We start from the raw sequence: 16606 nt of genomic DNA, 5'->3' as shown, positions 1-16606 counted from the left end.
ACCAGGAAAGATGGGCCCGGCCAGCGGCCGGGCCCGAAGCGGAATTACTTCTTGCCGAGCTTCTGAGCGATGTGCTGAGAAGCGAAACGGCCAGAGTTGATGGCGAAGGAGGATGCCATCCCTTCCAGGGTCAGGTTGTAGGAGTCACCGTAGACACCTCCCACCTCACAGCCCACCACGTAGAGGCCTTCAACAGGCTTCATGTCTTTCTGACGCAACACCTGCATCTCGGTGTTGGTGGTTGGGCCGCCCAGGGTAATCAGGGTGGCGTTATCGCCCTTAACCGCAAAGTAGGGAGGCTTGCTGATGGGACGTACATACTTGCGATCCTTGGGGAACTCCTCATCCAGACCATTCTGGGCATAACGGTTGTTATCCTCGACGGTCTTCTTGAAGGCAACGGGGTCTACACCCATCTTCTTGGCCAGACCTTCGATGGTGTTGGAGACATAGAGGTAGCCCTCCTTCTGACCGACTTCGATCCCCTCCTCCAGCAGATCCAGCTTGTGGCCTACACGAACCCAATCGGAGTGGGAGATGTCGATCCCCTCATTCATCATGTAGTCCTTGAGGTTGTCATCGAACACCGCAAAGTAGGAGCCGCCGACACGCTCAACCGCCGGGCCGGTGTTGTACCACAGGGGCGCCTGGGACTCGTCGATGAAGCGCTTGCCATCGCTGGCCACCCACATATAGGGCTGGCGCAGCAGCGAGGCCAGCTGAGAGTAGACCGTGGTGTGTTCCGGCATGCTCAGCTGGGTGTTTGGATCTTTACCGGAGAGCCAGGCACCAATGGCCAGGTGGGTGCTCATTCCCTCGTAACGAGCCCCCACTTCGTCAAACCATTTCAGGCTGTCGCCGTCGCGACCGGACTTGGGCCCCACGATGGCGTAATCGGCGCGGATACCATATTTCTCAAGCATTTCAGAGTTGTTGATGAAGCCACCTGAGGCAACCACCACGCCCCCCTTGGTATTGAACTGGTAGGTCTCGCCCTCACCGTCCTCGGCCATGATGCCGGTAACCTTGCCGCCTTTGTAGATGATCTCGGTTCCGGGAGTTTCCGTCAGGATGGTGCCGCCCGCGTCCTTGAAGGACTTGGCCATCTGATTGACGAACTCAACGCCCTTACCATCTTTGAAGATGTGCCAGGTGCGGTAGCCATCGGTAAACAGGGTACGCACATCGTGGAAGGTCACGCCGTGATCTTCCATCCACTCGATGCTGTTGGCGGAGTTGTTGATCCAACGACGGATCAGCGGACCATTGATGAAACCATGGTTGAACTCCATGTGGTTCTTATAAGCCCAGTCTCTGTCCAGACCCACATACATGGATTTCTGATGGTCGGTTTCCACCGCGAAAGTCCCCTCGATATACAGGGCAGAACCGCCGATGCTGGGCATCTTTTCCAGCAACACGGTCTTCAGGCCCGCCTCCTGGGCCTCCACGGCGGCCGCCAGACCACTGGCACCGGACCCCACCACCACGACATCGACGTTTTTCACAATGTCTGCCGCCCAGCTGCCGGCGCTTAAAAGAGACGCAGCCACCAGAACTGAGAGTTTCTTCATATTTTTCACAATGTAATCCTCATCATCTCGGCATAACGATGCTCATCACACCGAAGAGTTTTATTTTTGTTATCCTTTTTTGACGGTATTCATATATCTCTGACCAATATCAGCTTATGACCGACGCAAAAAAGAACTGTGGGTCAGAAAGTGCACTTTCCAACATCAACAATACGATTGCAGCCTTTGTGCCAAACATGTAAGCCACTGATTTACATGAGCGCGAACAGATTCAATGTGATCCAGGTTGGTTCCAGGAAGAAACCAGGGTTTCAAATTGAAACCCTTTGTCAGGAATAAGAAGGGGCGTACTTATGCTAAGTAGTGAAATTAACCCAAGAGAGTTCCTAGATTTTCTTCCAGATGAAGGGTTAATTAAATTTAAAGACCAGAGAATGGTGTTATTTGATGCCGTCGCCCTGGGCTTGTTAAGAAAAGAACTGATCGATCAATTTGGCACCTTTGTTGCCCGCTGCATCCTGACCCGCTTTGGCTACGCCCACGGTTGGCGTACGGGGCAAATTCTCAGCAATGAGTTTCCTGAAGCCTACATGGACCCTCAAAGCGGTTCGAATCTGCACATGCTGTTTGGCATCACCAAAACCTTTGCCTTCAAACCCCGAAGTGGCGGGGACAACGCCTTGTTGGAGGTGCATTGGCACAACTCCTATGAAGCGGAGCAACACCAGCTGAGCATCGGCGAGTCCGACGACCCCGTATGCTGGACCCTGACCGGCTTTGCCAGCGGGTTTGAATCCTGGAAACACAACCGTGAGGTCTACTTCATCGAGGATATGTGCACCGGCAAAGGTGATCCTTACTGCCGAGTCATCGGCAAATTCAAGGAGGATTGGGGCGAGGAGTTGGAACCGCACAAACCCTTCTTTTCCATGGCCTCCTCTGACTCCCTGCTCAAGGAGCTCACCAAGAGGCTGGAACTGACTCAACGGGCCCTCAGGGCCAGGCAAACGGAGCCGAATGACCAGCCGCAGACCGTCGAGGGCTTCATTACCCAGAACCGGGAGATGACCCGGTTGATCCAGCTGGCCGCCCGGGTGGCCAAGGTGGACTCTTCGGTGGTGGTCTCCGGTGAAAGCGGCGTCGGCAAAGAGCGCCTCTCCCGCTTTATCCACGAGCGCTCCAACCGCTCCGCCAAGCCCTTTGTCGCCATCAACTGTGGCGCCCTCACCGAAACCCTGTTGGAAAGCGAGCTGTTTGGCCACAAGCGCGGTGCCTTCACCGGTGCCGATCGGGACCGGGCCGGCCTGTTCGAAGAGGCGCACCTGGGTACCCTGTTTCTCGACGAAATTGGTGAGATCTCCCCGGCCATGCAGCTCAAGCTGCTGCGCACCCTGCAGGAGCAGGAGGTACGCCGGGTCGGCGAAAATCACAGCCGCAAAGTGGATGTGCGCATCATCGCCGCCACCAACAGGAATCTGGAGCAGGAGGTGGCCGAAGGACGTTTTCGTGCCGACCTCTACTACCGCCTCTGTGTCGTAGAGCTCAAGATCCCCAGCCTGAGGGAACGCCACGAGGACATCCTGCCCCTGGCGCGCTCCATCTTGGAAAACAAGAATCGACAGATGGGGCGAAGCATACGGGGCTTCTCCAAGAAGGTGACCCGTATCCTGGAGAACCACTCATGGCCAGGCAATATCCGTGAGATGCAGAATGTGGTGGAGTACTGTACCGCCCTGTGCCACGGCAGGGAGATCACCACCGAGGACCTGCCACCCTCCCTGAACGCCCCCATGGGCCTGCCCCAGAGGATCGCCGCCCACGCGCTGAGCCTGGAGGAGATGGAGCGGGAATACATTCTGTCGGTGGTGAGGGCCTGCAAAGGCAACAAGGCCCAGGCGATGAAAATTCTCAGTATTGGTAAAGCCACCCTCTACCGAAAACTGAAAGAGTATGGCTGGGACGGCGCTAGTTAAGGGCCTGAACCAGCAGCCGGGGCTGGTGACCACGAATGGCCCGCCCCTTGACCAGCACCAGAGGGATGCCATGACCACCGAACTGGGCAAACTCCCGGGACCCCTGAGGATCCTGCTCCATGTCCAGTTCCACGAAAGGGATGCGGTTGTCGGTCAGAAACTGGCGGGTGGCCGCACAGGCACTGCACCAGGAGGCACTGTAGAGCACCACATCACTGTTGTGGTAATGATTCAGCTGTGCCGCCAGCCGACCGCCGGCACCTAACTGAAACAGGGCGTACCCCAACAACGCCAACACCATCGCGGTGGCAGATACCCATTTGATCATAATCTCTCCCGAATCGAAGACCCCTTATACACCGAATCCGATACAAAAAGAAAAAGCAGCCCTGAGGCTGCCTTCAATCGATGTGAGATTTTACTCTTGGATGGCCACCGGAATGTCACCGACCCCCATCTGGCTGCGCTTACCCACTCTGCGCAGGTAGGCAATGCCCGCCACCAACAGTACCACTATGATACCGATGTGGAACAAGGCATGAGCTGGCTCCACCGCCAGACGGGAAGCCTGGTAGAACAGGGTCGCCGAGGCATAGGCGATGGCGAAGGTGTAAACGGCACTGAAGGCGGTCCAACGGCTTCCGAACTCACCGGCCATGGCACCCAGCACCGCGGCACAGGGAGTGTACATCAGGATGAACAGCAGGTAAGCAAAGGCCGCCGCGCCGGTTTCAAACTGAGCTTCCAGGTTCTTCAGGGTCACCGCTTCGAAACCAAACTCTTCACCCATGGCGTCGGTGTCCTGAACGTCGCCAATGTTCATCCCAAGAGGATCTTCCCAGGCGATGCCAAACATATTCTCGGGAATGGTCGCCAGGCCTTCGTTGACGGCACCAAACAGGCTGAACTCCCCCGCTTCCTCTTCAGCACCCTGGCTGTAGAGGCTGTTCAGGGTGCCCACAACCGCTTCCTTGGCGAAGATACCGGTGATCACACCAACGGTGGCTGGCCAGTTTTCCTCTTTGACGCCCATGGGGTCAAACACCGGAGTCACCACCTGCGCAGCGGCAGACAGAACGGAGTTTTCAGAATCCTGGTTACCAAAGCTGCCGTCTGTACCCATGGAGTTAAAGAAGCTCAGAATGGTGACCACGATAACGATGGTCTTGCCGGCACCCAGCACAAACTGCTTGGTGCGCTGCCAGGTGCGGCGACCGATGGCGGCCAGAGTCGGCATCTCGTAATCGGGCAGTTCCATGAAGCCTTGGCTGGCTTCACCAGGCAGCAGGGTGTGGCGCAGCAGCAAGCCGGTGAGGATGGCCGCCACAATGCCAATCAGGTACAGGGCGAACACCAGGTTCTGGCCGTTCTCTGGGAAGAAGGCCGCCACAAACAGAGCGTATACCGGCAGGCGTGCACCGCAGGACATAAAGGGGGCCATCATAGCGGTGACGATACGCTCCCGCTTGGTATCCAGTGACCGGGTAGCGGTCACGGCTGGCACGTTACAGCCAAAGCCCACAATCAGGGGAACGAAGGCTTTGCCAGGTAGGCCGATCTTCTGCATCACACCTTCGATAACGAAGCCCGCACGAGCCAGATAACCGGAAACCTCCAGAATGCTCAACGCGATGTAAAGGAAGGCCACTACAGGAATAAAGGTCGCCACGGTCTGGATACCTGCCCCTACGCCGTCAGAGACGATGGCGCCAACCCAGCCGGGCAAGCCTGCACTCTCCAGCAGCAGGGCAGAACCGTCCACAAACAGGGCTCCGGCAACAATATCGAAGAAGTCGATAAAGGAGGCGCCGATGTTAATGGCAAACATAAAGGTCAGGTACATCATACCCAGGAAGATGGGCACCCCGGTCATTGGGCTCAGGGCATAATGATCCAGCTTCTCTGTCATAGACTTGATCACAGAAGGCTTGGACAGCACAGACTGAATCAGCTCACCGATGAACTGGTAACGGCAGTCGGCGATATGCTCGGCAGGGGAGATATCCTGTGCCACCAGCCTGTTGGACGCCTGCTGGGCTGCGTCATCAGCCTGAGACAGAAGGCGGGTAATGGCACTGGCCCGGCCGCCGCCCAACTCTTGCAGAGACTGCTCAACGGCGGCACCCATATCGATGGCCAGAGGTTCACAGGCGGTCTTGGCTTTAGCCATGGCCGACATCGCCTCTTTCACCAGTTTGGGACCGGATTCAGTCTTGGCACTGATCTGCACCACCTTGCAGCCCAGACGCTTTTCCAGGGCCGCGGTGTCAACCTGGATGCCGCGACGCTCGGTCACATCACACTTATTCAGTACCAACAGCATGGGAACATTCAGTTCTCGCAGTTGGGTAGTCAGGTAGAGGTTTCGCTCCAGTTGGGACACGTCCACGACGTTCACCAACAGATCAATGTCCTGGCCCAGCAGGAATTCACGACTGATCTTTTCATCGATGAAAGAATCACCGTCAGCCGCCTCCAGATCGTAAAGACCCGGCAGGTCGGTAATCTCAGTGGCCCTACCTTCCAGGCTCAGCTTACCCATCTTCTTATCGACGGTGACGCCAGCCCAGTTACCCACGGACACATTGTTGCCGGTCAGGGCGTTAAACAGGGTGGATTTACCAGAGTTGGGATTACCAACGGTTGCGCAACGCAGTACTTTAGACACTTGTTAAACCTCTACGTGAATCTGTGCAGCAAGGCGGTTGTTCAGGCAAAGGCTTGCTCCCCGCACGTTCAACTGAACGGCACCGCCCAGGGGTGCGGAGCGAACCATGCGAACCTCACTGCCTTTGGTGAAACCCAACGCCATGAGGCGACGCTTGAGAGCAAGCGACATGGTTTGGTCGCCCAAGCTTACGACGCTGCCTACTTGCCCAAGATCTAACTCTGATAAAACCATTGCGGCACCCAACTACAAACAAGAATTGATATCATTTTCAGTTGAGTATACAGGCTGACCTTGAAAATTCTTTGACCTAGCTCCCCGTTTTCACCTCAAATAGAAATGATTCACGTTTGAATTACCTTTCTCTGAGACAACGCACAAATTTAAGTAACTTAATGACTTCCACCGCCATGTATGGCACCCCACAAGCAACCTGAGTGCCCCATTCAGGCCAGGCGACGAAAAAGAATCAACACAAATCCGTCACCTATACTGAAACTTTGTTCAGAGGAAAGTGACTATGGGCAATCACACATACAAGAAGCTGGAGTTGGTGGGCTCCTCGCGGACCAGCATGGAAGACGCCATCAGCAGTGCCATCGACCGGGCTCATCAGACAGTGGCCAATCTGCGCTGGTTTGAAGTGGTGGAGACACGGGGTCAGATAGAGAATGGCAAGGTGGCCTACTGGCAGGTCACACTGAAGGTTGGATTTACCCTGGAAGAGTAGAGCAGGCCGGGACCACCCCAGCCTGCGACGTGGCACAGCAGTCTCAGGCGCTTTGGGCCTGTTTTAACCGGCTGTAGAGATCGTCTTTCAGGGTGAGGCGCTTAAGCTTCAAGCTCTCAAGGTACTCGTCTGTGGTGTTTTCTAGGCCCTCCTCAATGCGGCGGACTTCGCGGTCCAACTCGTGATATTCGTTGTACATCTTATGGAAGGTGTCGTCGGAGAGGTTCAGTTCCTGAATCAGTTCCACCTGGTTGGGAAACTCGTTAACCAAGCTGTGGTCTTGAATTATCATCACGCATTCCTCCTTGGGGGTCTGATTCCATAATGCTCCCCTCACTTACGCATTTGTTTGATGCAGATCAGTAAATTATTCGTTATGAAATTGATTCAATTTTTGGTCACATTGACCTGAAAAATGAGTAAGAGGTTGAACGAAAAACGTTCGACACTGTGCTGTCAGGGCTTCATGGGCGAGGAGGAGACTGCCACGGCATCGATACCCAGCAGAAACGGCTCCAGGGCGGTACCATTCGGATCTTCCAGCGGGTGTTTGTTGTGAAAAAACAGGGTCAGGGTCACAACCGGGTCCGGCAGAGACAGGGGGTAGCCATCACAGCCCCTCCAGACTCCCCCCATTGAACATGGGCTTCCTCTAATGAATGGGCGGTACTCTGTCTGCGGAATCTTTCACCGTCAGGCTCAATTCTGCCGGGTGCCTGCGCAAAGATGTACAGCAAAGGCCAAGATGCCCTAGTATGAGATAAAACCCTATCAAGCCATTGAGTTATGTCTGAATCCACTCAGTTCATTGTTGCCCTTGACCAGGGCACCACCTCCAGCCGTGCCCTGCTGTTTGACCGTCAGGGCCAGGTGATCGGCACCGCTCAACGAGAGTTTACCCAGCACTACCCCAATCCGGGCTGGGTGGAACATGACCCCATAGAGATCTGGGCCAGCCAGAGGGCGACCCTGACCGAGTTGCTGGCCAAATGCCGGGTAGGTCATCAGCAGGTGGCGGCCATCGGCATCACCAATCAGCGGGAAACCACGGTGGTGTGGGACAGGGAAACCGGCCAACCCATCCACAACGCCATTGTCTGGCAGTGCCGCCGGACGTCCGAGATCTGCAGCGAACTGAAAAGCCAGGGGCTCGAAGCGCAGGTGAAGGAGAAAACCGGCCTGGTGCTGGACCCCTACTTCTCCGCCACCAAGATCCGCTGGATTCTGGACCAGGTGCCCGGCGCCAGAGAAAGGGCAGAGCAGGGCAAACTGGCGTTTGGCACCATCGACAGCTGGCTTATCTGGAACCTGACCGAGGGAAGGGTACACGCCACCGACGTCACCAATGCCAGCCGCACCATGCTGTTCAACATCCACACCCTGGAGTGGGATCAGGAGCTGCTGAACGCGTTCCAGATCCCCGGGTCCATGCTGCCCCAGGTCAAAGCCAGTGGCGAGCTCTACGGTCAGGCGCAACTGGGCAACGCTCAGGTCCCCATCAGTGGCGTGGCCGGAGATCAGCAGGCTGCCCTGTTTGGCCAGTTGTGCCACAGCTCCGGGATGGCCAAAAACACCTATGGCACCGGCTGCTTCCTGCTGATGCACACCGGACAAAAGCCGGTGGCCTCCAATCATGGCCTGCTCACCACCCTGGCCTGCAACCTGCCGGGAGAGGTGAACTATGCCCTGGAGGGAGCAGTGTTTATGGGAGGCGCCAGCGTGCAATGGCTTCGGGATGAACTGGGGCTGATTCGCCACGCCTCGGAAACCGAGGCCCTGGCCCAGTCGGTACCGGACACCCAGGGCGCCTACCTGGTGCCCTCCTTTACCGGGCTGGGCGCTCCCCACTGGGATCCCTTTGCCCGAGGCACCCTGGTCGGGATGACCCGAGGCACCAACCGCCAGCACCTGATTCGGGCCACTCTGGAGTCCATCGCCTACCAGTCCATGGACATTCTCAGAGCCATGGAGCAGGACGCCGGCCAGCCCCTCAACCAGCTCAGGGTCGATGGCGGAGCCACCGCCAATCAGTTCCTGATGCAGTTCCAGTCCGACATTCTGGATACCCGTGTGGTTCGTCCCGCCAATGTGGAAACCACCGCCGCTGGGGCCGCCTACCTGGCGGGGCTGACCTGTGGGTACTGGCCCGATCTCACCACCCTGGCCAGAGAGGTGACCGAGCCACAACAATTCCAGCCACAGATGACCGCTCCAACCCGGGAAACTCTGATCAAAGGCTGGAAGCGGGCCCTGGCCGCCAGCCGCCACTGGTCCTCCCTGGGTGAGGGATAAGGTTAATGAGGCAGTGCCATTGCTGCTTTTTTCTGCAACCTTGAAATTACCTCGTTGGAATACCTGCGCTACATCATCGGGTTAGCGCACAGTTTTACCGACCAATCGGAGGCAATTGCGGATCTCGCCACCAATCCGGAGTACAAAAAGGGGGAGACTGAAGACCTGTAACGGCGGACATGATCACACTCGCTCATCACTCACACCGCAGGGGGCTGACCCTAAGACCCCTGCTGCTGACCCTCGCCTGTGTCGGTGCCTACATGCAACAGCTGCCCTGGATGCTGGCCTCCCTGCTGGCGTTCCTCAGCTACCTGGTCTGGCATCAGCCTCGGCGCTATCACCAGGGGGACCTTCCAGAGGTACTTCAGGAAGAGTGCAGGGCGATGATCTCCCTCCCCACCTGGGGCCGGACACTGGTGGCGCTGGGCCTGACGACCCTCATCGGTGTGTTGTTGCTGGTGTTCTGGCAGCAGCAGTGCCGCTCAGGGCTGGTGTTGATTGCCGTGGTCTCTCTGGGCAAGACGGTTTGGAACTTCCTATTTATCGGTAAGTTAGGCAGCGAGGAACTCCTTGCTACCTTGGCATCGATCATCGGAGCTGCAATACTGATGGACTGACCCCTGTACCCTCAGCGGTGAATGAGTATACTAGGGCGCCAACCGGATCACGCATTGCTGAACGGCACTTGACAGCAAACTGCTTCGAATCTTACTTTCAGCAGCTTAACGTTTCCAAACCACCTTCGGAGTCATGCGATGGATAAGCCATCTATCTCGACCGCCATCAGTCGCATGCAGTCGAGGCTTGCCCAGTTAGCCCACAGGCAACCGGAAAACTCCAAGGTCCAACTCTCCGAATCGATTCAGCCCACCCTGCTGCTTCCCTGGCTGGCTGCCCAGCAGCAATGGCCCCAGATCTACTGGCGAGGGCGCAATCAGGGGGAACAGGTAGCCGCAGTCGGAGCCTGCCAGGTGCGCCGCATCGACCAGCAACCCGCCCTGCAACTCAGTGAATTCTATGAGGAGTGCTGTCGTCTCAATCACGCCGGCCTTCGCTGGTATGGCGGCATCGCCTTCGACACCAAGCAACCCGCCTGGGAGACATTCGGACAGGCCCAGTTCATCTTGCCCAGGCTGGAGATACGTCAGGGAGAGAAGGAAGCACAACTGCTGCTCAACCTGAACGGCCACCCGGACACCTGGCTGCAAGAGCTGACCGCCGCAGCCGCGTTTCTGGAGCTGGTTCAGGGGATCAAGCCCCTGCCGCCGCTGGCCCCGGGTCACATCCTCTCCCGTCAGGACACCCCATCGGAGTCCCACTGGCACAAGCTGGTCAAACAGGTCACCAAACCTGAGTTTAATCAGGACACCCCCAAGGTGGTGCTGGCCCGTCAGAGTCAGTTGCAGCTGAGCCATCAGCCCCACCCCTGGACCGTGCTGCACGCCTGGCAACTGCTTAATCCCAACAGCTATCAGTATGGCTTCCAGCTGAATCCCGACGACAGTTTCATCAGCTGCTCTCCCGAGCGGCTGTTCCAGCGACGTCAGCAGGAGCTCAGTACCGAGGCTCTGGCGGGCACCACAGTCCGAGGCTTCACCCGGGAAGAGGATGATGCCCTGGCCCAGGCGCTGCTGGACGATGACAAGAACCAGCACGAAAATCAGCTGGTGCGTCTCCTCATTGAACAGAAGCTTCAGCCCCTGTGCGACTACGTCGGCACCGAGGAGAGCCCCTCCATCCTGAAACTGAACCACATCCAGCACCTGCACCGTACCATCAAGGCAGAGGTGAAACATGGCGTCAACGACCTGCAATTGCTGCAGGCCCTGCACCCCACCCCGGCGGTGGGTGGCTTCCCAAGGGAAAGCGCCATGACCTTCATCCGTCAACGGGAAGGGTTCAGTCGCGGCTGGTACGCCGGCGCCTGCGGCTATTTCAATTGTCTGGGCAGCGAGTTTTCCGTGGCTCTGCGAAGCGCCCGCTTCAGCGGCGACACCATCACCCTGTTCGCCGGAGCCGGCATTGTCGCCGGTTCCGACCCCGACGCAGAGTGGCAGGAGCTGGAAAACAAGTTGGCCACCATTATGGGAATTCTCAACGGCCTATGAACACGACACCAATCGCCGATCTTAACCTTCTGTGGTCGAAACTGATGCTGGAGGAGCTGTGGCGACTGGGCGTGAAACACATCTGCCTGGCCCCCGGCTCCCGCTCCACCCCTCTGACTCTGGCCGCAGCCGAGCACCCGGGGCTGACCCGTCATACCCACTTTGACGAGCGCGGACTGGCTTTTATGGCCTTGGGGCTGGCCAAATCCAGCCGCTGCCCGGTGGCCCTGATCACCACCTCAGGCACCGCCCTGGCCAACCTCTACCCGGCCATCGTCGAAGCGTTCCTGACCCGGGTGCCGCTGATCCTGCTCACCGGAGATCGACCGCCAGAACTGATTGATTGTGGCGCCAACCAGGCGATCATTCAGCCGGGAATCTTCGCCGACTACTGCACCAGGGTGGACCTGCCGACACCGGATCTGAATGTTCCCCCTCAGGCCCTGCTGACCCAGCTGGACCATGCCCTGGGCAGCAGCACAGGTCCGATTCACGTCAACTGCATGTTCCGTGAGCCCCTCTACCCCAAGCCAGACCGCACCGACTTCAGCGACTACCTCTCCCCTGTGGGCGAATGGCTCAGTGGCGATACTCCATGGAGCCCGCTGGCCGACCTCAGCAGCAAGGCGCTGCCCACACAGGCGCAGTGCCGAACCTTCGCTGATGCCAAAGGAGTGATCGTTGCCGGCACCCTGCCTCCGGAACAGGACCCGCAACAACTGGTCGAGCTGGCCGAGCGCCTGGGGTGGCCCCTGCTGGTCGACTGTCAGTCCCAGCTTCGCCAGGTGGACGGCGTGGTACACCACATCGATCAATTGCTGCACCGGGACGATTGTCAGACACTCCTGGGAGAAGCGGAACATCTGCTTGTTGTGGGCGCCCGCACCCTCTCCAAACGGGTGCTGAGCTTCATCGACGGCCAGCCGTGGCAACAGCAGTGGCAGTGGCTGCAGCATCCCCAGAGGCTGGACCCCAACCACAAACCCAAGCTGGTGTGCGTCGGCGACCTTCAGGACCTGATGGCCCTGCCCTGGCCCCAGGCAGCCACACCCGCCTGGGCCCCCCAGCTGAACCAGGCCAGTCGGGCTCTGGATCGCCTGATTGAACGCCTCCATGGCCACGGCGAACTCACCGAGCTCTCCGCCATTCGCCACCTGAGTCAGGCCCTGCCGGACTCTGCCCAGCTGTTTATCGGCAACAGCCTGCCGGTCAGGCTGTTCGACACCCTGGCCGCACCGACAACAACGCCGGCCGCCATCTACACCAACCGGGGCGCCTCCGGCATCGATGGATTGCTGGCCACCGCCACCGGGGTAGGGCGGGGCAATCGCCGCCCCACAGTATTGGCCATTGGCGACCTGTCGCTGCTGCACGATCTCAATTCCCTGGCGCTGATCAGGGATTGCGACTTCCCCATGGTGATTGTGGCCATCAACAACGACGGCGGCAGCATCTTCAACCTGTTGCCGGTCCCCAATGAACCACTGCGTCAAGATTACTACCGACTGGGGCACGGCCTGCAGTTCAAAGGTGCCGCAGAGCAGTTTCAGCTGCCCTACCTCAATCCCCAGAGCCTGGATGAATTCAGGGAGAGTCTGGATGAGGCTATGACCACCAATGGCGCCACTCTCATAGAATTGAGCCTGCCACCCAAGCAGTCTTCCGAGTTGCTGGTGGCACTGGCCAAAGCGGTCAAAGATGTCCCCCTCGGCTGATCGCCCCACCCTGGTACTGCTCCACGGCTTTCTGGGCAGCGCCGGGGATTGGCAGCCTGTGCTGCCGGCGCTGGAGCAGCACTTCCACTGCCTGGCACTGGATCTGCCCGGTCATGGTGACAACCGTTGTCCCCTGACCCAGGGACCGGGCTTCGACGAGGTGTGCATTCACCTGGAATCCCAATTGCCACAAGCGCCCTTTCATCTGTTGGGTTACTCCCTCGGTGGCCGCATCGCCCTGCATCTGGCCCGGCGCCATCCGGAGCGTCTGCTCAGCCTGACCCTGGAATCCGCCCACCCAGGGCTTACCCAGGAGTCGGACAGGGCGCAGCGACGTCAGGCCGATGGCCAGTGGCAGCAACTGCTGCAGCAGCACCCCCTCAGCGATTTTCTCGAGCGCTGGTATCGCCAGCCGGTGTTTGCCAGCCTCAGCCACCAGGCCAGAAAAAAGATGATTGAGGCGAGGCTCGGCAATGACGCGTCAGCGCTGTCGTCCCTGTACACCAACACCGGCCTCGGTTGGCAACAGGATCTGAGACCCGCAGTGGCCGAACTGACTGTGCCTGTGCATTACCTCTGTGGCCGCGAAGACAGCAAGTTTGTCGCCCTGGGACGGGAGATGGACTCCCTGGGACTGCTCACCAGCCTGCACAGCTTCCCGTGCGGCCACAACGTTCACCGTGCCTGCCCGGCTGCTTTTGCTGATACACTGATTCAAACCCTGATCCCCTGAGGCCCCAATGAACGCCCTTGCCCTCTACCGCTATGCCGTTCCCTTCCACAGCGCCATCGACTTCAATGGTCACAGGCTGAGCCAACGGGAGGGGTTGCTGGTCAAGCTGGAGCGCGACGGGGCTGTCGCCTGGGGAGAGGCGGCGCCACTGCCCGGATTCTCCCGGGAGAGCCTGGCAGAGGCTCAGGAACAATTGCTCTCCCTGATGCCCACCCTCAAGGAGCGTGACCTGTTACCCAAAGCGGCAACCCTGCCCTCGGTGCGTTTTGCCCTCTCCAGCGCCCTGTGGCAGCTGCACAAAACCCATAGGCTCCCCCACCTTGATCCCGTCCCGCTACTTACCGGCAGTTCACAGCAGATCATCGAAAAAGCCGCCAATATCGACGCCAAGTGCTTAAAGTTGAAGGTGGGGAGGGTGTCGGTAGAGGAGGAGATCCGCCTGATCTACAGCCTGTTGGAGCAGGACGCCAAGCGCCGCTTCCGTCTGGACGCCAATCAGCGCTGGAATGAACAACAGGCCACCGAGTTTGCCGCCTCCATCCCCCTGAAGCAGGTGGACTACATCGAAGAGCCCACCGCGAGCCTGGAGACCAACCTGGCCCTGGCCGCCTCCCTGGGGTTGCCCCTGGCCCTGGATGAAACCACCCAGGCCGATGGCTACCGCTATCAGCCCCTGCCCGGCGTCAAAGCCCTGGTGCTTAAGCCCCAGCTGATTGGCGATCTGGATACTCTGGCCAGGATGGTGGACCAGGCGGATCACAATGGGGTCAGGGTGGTACTCTCCAGCGCCTTCGAATCCAACCTGGGCCTGAGCACATTGGCGGATCTGGCGGCAGAACTGACCCCGGATCAATCCCCGGGTCTGGATACCCTGGATGCCTTCAAGGCCGATCTCATTACGCCGGTACGCCAGGACGTGCCCTGCTATAGCGAAGATCAGCTGGAGTGCTTATGGCAAGGCTAGTCTGCCTCGCCCGCCAGGGGGCTGAGAACTTTGCCGACGCCATCGCCATCGAGGGACCTCAGGGCCCGTTGAGCTATGTACAGCTGGACAGCCTGGTGGGTGAACTGACTGCCCACCTGGCCCGGCAAGGGGTGGAGCCGGGCAGTCACCTGGCCGCTGTCGGCCCCACCAGCCTGGAGCTGGTATTGCTGCAACTGGCCTGCATCCGGCTCGGCGCCGTCTTCGCGCCACTCTCACCCCGCTTCCCCGAGTCTCAACTGATCCAACTGCTTGACCAGATCGACGCCCGGTTCCTGTGGCACCATCAGGGAGTCAACCTTGGCGGGCTTGCCAGCCTTAGCTTGGAAAACGGGTTGCCCCCCAGTGATGGCAAGCCCCTGACCCGGTCACAGCCGGTCAGTTTGATCCTCACCTCCGGCTCTTCGGGTCACCCCAAGGCGGCCATGCACAGCCTGGGCAACCACCTTGCCTCGGCGTCCGGTTCCCTGGCGCAGATCCCCCTGGCGCCGGGAGATCGTTGGCTGGCGTCGCTGCCCATGTACCACATCGGTGGCCTGGCCCTGATGTTCCGCTGTCTGGATGCAGGCGCCACCCTGGTGCTGCCCAGGCACAGAGAGCTGCTGCACAACCTCAGGGAGACCCGGGTCAGCCACCTCTCTCTGGTGGCCACTCAGCTGGGCTGGCTGCTGGATGCCCGCGACAGTGAAGCACTGATGGCCCCGCTGAAGCTGGTGCTGCTGGGGGGCGGTCCCATTCCCCAGGCCCTGCTGACGCGACTGAGCCATTACCCGATACGGGCCCTGACCAGCTACGGCATGACCGAGATGGCCTCACAGATCACCACGGGAGCGGCCAACGACCAGGGGCTCTCCGGCACCCTCCTCCCCGGGAGAGAGCTCAGGATTCATCAGGGGATCATCGAAGTCCGCGGCGAAACCCGCTTTATGGGCTATTACCAAGACGGCAGCCTGAACCAGCCTTTCGACGACCAGGGCTGGTTCCACACCAAGGACAGGGGGGAGTGGCACGGAGAGAAACTCAAGGTACTGGGTCGGGCCGACAACATGTTCATCAGCGGCGGCGAAAATGTTCAGCCGGAAGAGATCGAGGCCGCCCTCAAGCAGCACCCACAGATCGATGAAGCCGTGGTACTGCCGGTGTCCGACGACACCTTCGGCCTGCTGCCTGTGGCCGTGATTCGCGCCAGCACCCCTCAGCCAGGCCAGCAGGAACTGGATCAGTTTCTCGCCCCCAGGCTGGCCAGATTCAAGCGACCTCGGCGCTACCTTGCCTGGCCGGAGAACTACGCCCAGCAGGGACTGAAAGTCAGCCGTGAAGGGCTGTCAGCCGCTCTGAGAGAGCAGCTTAAGCCAGATTAGCGTCAACACAAATGACCAAAGAAGGAAGCCCATAGCGCCAGCTATGGGCTTTATTTTTATGACGTTTATACATCGAAGTGTGGTCATGCTCTGCAACCAACCGTCGCGGTTCTCACCGAATGATCGCCATCAGTACGACGATGAGGGAACACTTTGCTGCCCTTTGGGAGCAACGAGAAACAGAAACGAAACAAGCCCAACCATGCGGTTGGGCTTCTCTCTGAATCAGTGCCTGACCATGACCAAGTCTCACATGGGCGAGCGAGGACCGATGCGCATCATCGCAGCCGAGTAAGGTGGAGCCATGGGTGAAAGCCCCAGGCTTGATCGCGCAGGCAGGGATGCCGTAGCCGGACTTTTGGCAAAGCAGGGACTGTGCCGCCAAAAGCGACAGGACAGCTTCACCAGGGATGGTCGCTAACATCAGGCTACAAACGAAAAAAGCCCGTAGCGTTAGCTACGGGCTTTCTCGTATTTGGTGCCTGACGATGACCTACTCTCACATG

The 16606-nt window shown here is 58.9% G+C and carries 15 protein-coding genes; 9 read left to right on the top strand and 6 right to left on the bottom strand.

Annotation, left to right across the window (positions count from 1 at the left end; all coding sequences use genetic code 11):
• Positions 1-44: 44 nt before the first annotated feature.
• Positions 45-1574 carry an FAD-dependent oxidoreductase gene (locus tag G505_RS0109165; protein ID WP_028109284.1) on the bottom strand — a complete coding sequence of 510 codons (1530 nt, stop codon included), beginning with the start codon at positions 1572-1574 and terminating at the stop codon, positions 45-47.
• Positions 1575-1888: 314 nt separating this feature from the next.
• On the opposite strand from G505_RS0109165, the gene G505_RS0109160 reads away from it, so the two are divergent.
• Positions 1889-3508, top strand: a complete 1620-nt coding sequence (locus G505_RS0109160) for a sigma-54-dependent Fis family transcriptional regulator (protein WP_028109283.1) — start codon at positions 1889-1891, stop codon at positions 3506-3508.
• On the opposite strand, the gene G505_RS21125 is transcribed toward G505_RS0109160, so the two are convergent.
• From G505_RS21125 to G505_RS0109145, 3 genes are all read right to left on the bottom strand, one after another.
• A complete protein-coding gene (locus G505_RS21125) occupies positions 3501-3836 on the bottom strand; it encodes a glutaredoxin family protein (protein ID WP_051216027.1) in 336 nt (111 codons plus the stop codon). The genes G505_RS0109160 and G505_RS21125 overlap by 8 nt on opposite strands.
• Before the next feature lie 90 nt (positions 3837-3926).
• Positions 3927-6176, bottom strand: a complete 2250-nt coding sequence (feoB, locus tag G505_RS0109150; RefSeq protein ID WP_028109282.1) for a ferrous iron transport protein B — start codon at positions 6174-6176, stop codon at positions 3927-3929.
• Between the two features lie 3 nt (positions 6177-6179).
• Positions 6180-6410 carry a FeoA family protein gene (locus G505_RS0109145; protein WP_028109281.1) on the bottom strand — a complete coding sequence of 77 codons (231 nt, stop codon included), beginning with the start codon at positions 6408-6410 and terminating at the stop codon, positions 6180-6182.
• 286 nt (positions 6411-6696) lie between these two features.
• Here G505_RS0109145 and G505_RS0109140 point away from each other — a divergent pair, with 286 nt between their 5' ends.
• Positions 6697-6906 carry a dodecin gene (locus G505_RS0109140; RefSeq protein WP_028109280.1) on the top strand — a complete coding sequence of 70 codons (210 nt, stop codon included), beginning with the start codon at positions 6697-6699 and terminating at the stop codon, positions 6904-6906.
• Positions 6907-6949: 43 nt separating this feature from the next.
• Here G505_RS0109140 and G505_RS0109135 read toward each other — a convergent pair whose 3' ends face one another.
• Positions 6950-7198, bottom strand: a complete 249-nt coding sequence (locus G505_RS0109135; protein WP_028109279.1) for an HP1242/YdcH family protein — start codon at positions 7196-7198, stop codon at positions 6950-6952.
• Positions 7199-7362: 164 nt separating this feature from the next.
• Positions 7363-7542, bottom strand: a complete 180-nt coding sequence (locus tag G505_RS0109130; RefSeq protein WP_028109278.1) for a DUF3081 family protein — start codon at positions 7540-7542, stop codon at positions 7363-7365.
• A gap of 150 nt (positions 7543-7692) precedes the next feature.
• On the opposite strand from G505_RS0109130, the gene glpK reads away from it, so the two are divergent.
• From glpK to menE, 7 genes are all read left to right on the top strand, one after another.
• Entirely contained in the window at positions 7693-9198 is a 1506-nt protein-coding gene (gene glpK, locus G505_RS0109125) for a glycerol kinase GlpK (RefSeq protein ID WP_028109277.1), read from the top strand.
• Between the two features lie 179 nt (positions 9199-9377).
• Positions 9378-9818: a hypothetical protein gene (locus tag G505_RS0109115; RefSeq protein WP_028109276.1), complete on the top strand. Its 441-nt coding sequence runs from the start codon at positions 9378-9380 to the stop codon at positions 9816-9818.
• Positions 9819-9956: 138 nt separating this feature from the next.
• Positions 9957-11309 (top strand): isochorismate synthase, encoded by a 1353-nt coding sequence (locus G505_RS0109110; RefSeq protein ID WP_028109275.1) that lies wholly within the window; start codon positions 9957-9959, stop codon positions 11307-11309.
• A complete protein-coding gene (menD, locus tag G505_RS0109105) occupies positions 11306-13024 on the top strand; it encodes a 2-succinyl-5-enolpyruvyl-6-hydroxy-3-cyclohexene-1-carboxylic-acid synthase (protein WP_028109274.1) in 1719 nt (572 codons plus the stop codon). Before G505_RS0109110 ends, menD begins: the two co-directional genes overlap by 4 nt.
• A complete protein-coding gene (menH, locus tag G505_RS0109100; RefSeq protein WP_028109273.1) occupies positions 13008-13757 on the top strand; it encodes a 2-succinyl-6-hydroxy-2,4-cyclohexadiene-1-carboxylate synthase in 750 nt (249 codons plus the stop codon). The genes menD and menH overlap by 17 nt, the downstream gene beginning before the upstream one ends.
• Positions 13758-13764: 7 nt before the next feature.
• Positions 13765-14721, top strand: a complete 957-nt coding sequence (menC, locus tag G505_RS21120) for an o-succinylbenzoate synthase (protein WP_035385259.1) — start codon at positions 13765-13767, stop codon at positions 14719-14721.
• Complete coding sequence (menE, locus tag G505_RS21115) at positions 14709-16100, top strand: o-succinylbenzoate--CoA ligase (RefSeq protein ID WP_051216026.1); 1392 nt, start codon at positions 14709-14711, stop codon at positions 16098-16100. Before menC ends, menE begins: the two co-directional genes overlap by 13 nt.
• Positions 16101-16606: the final 506 nt, after the last annotated feature.

The sequence above is a fragment of the Ferrimonas futtsuensis DSM 18154 genome (assembly GCF_000422645.1).
Classification (GTDB): Bacteria; Pseudomonadota; Gammaproteobacteria; order Enterobacterales; family Shewanellaceae; genus Ferrimonas; species Ferrimonas futtsuensis.
This window is presented reverse-complemented; position numbering and strand designations above follow the sequence as displayed.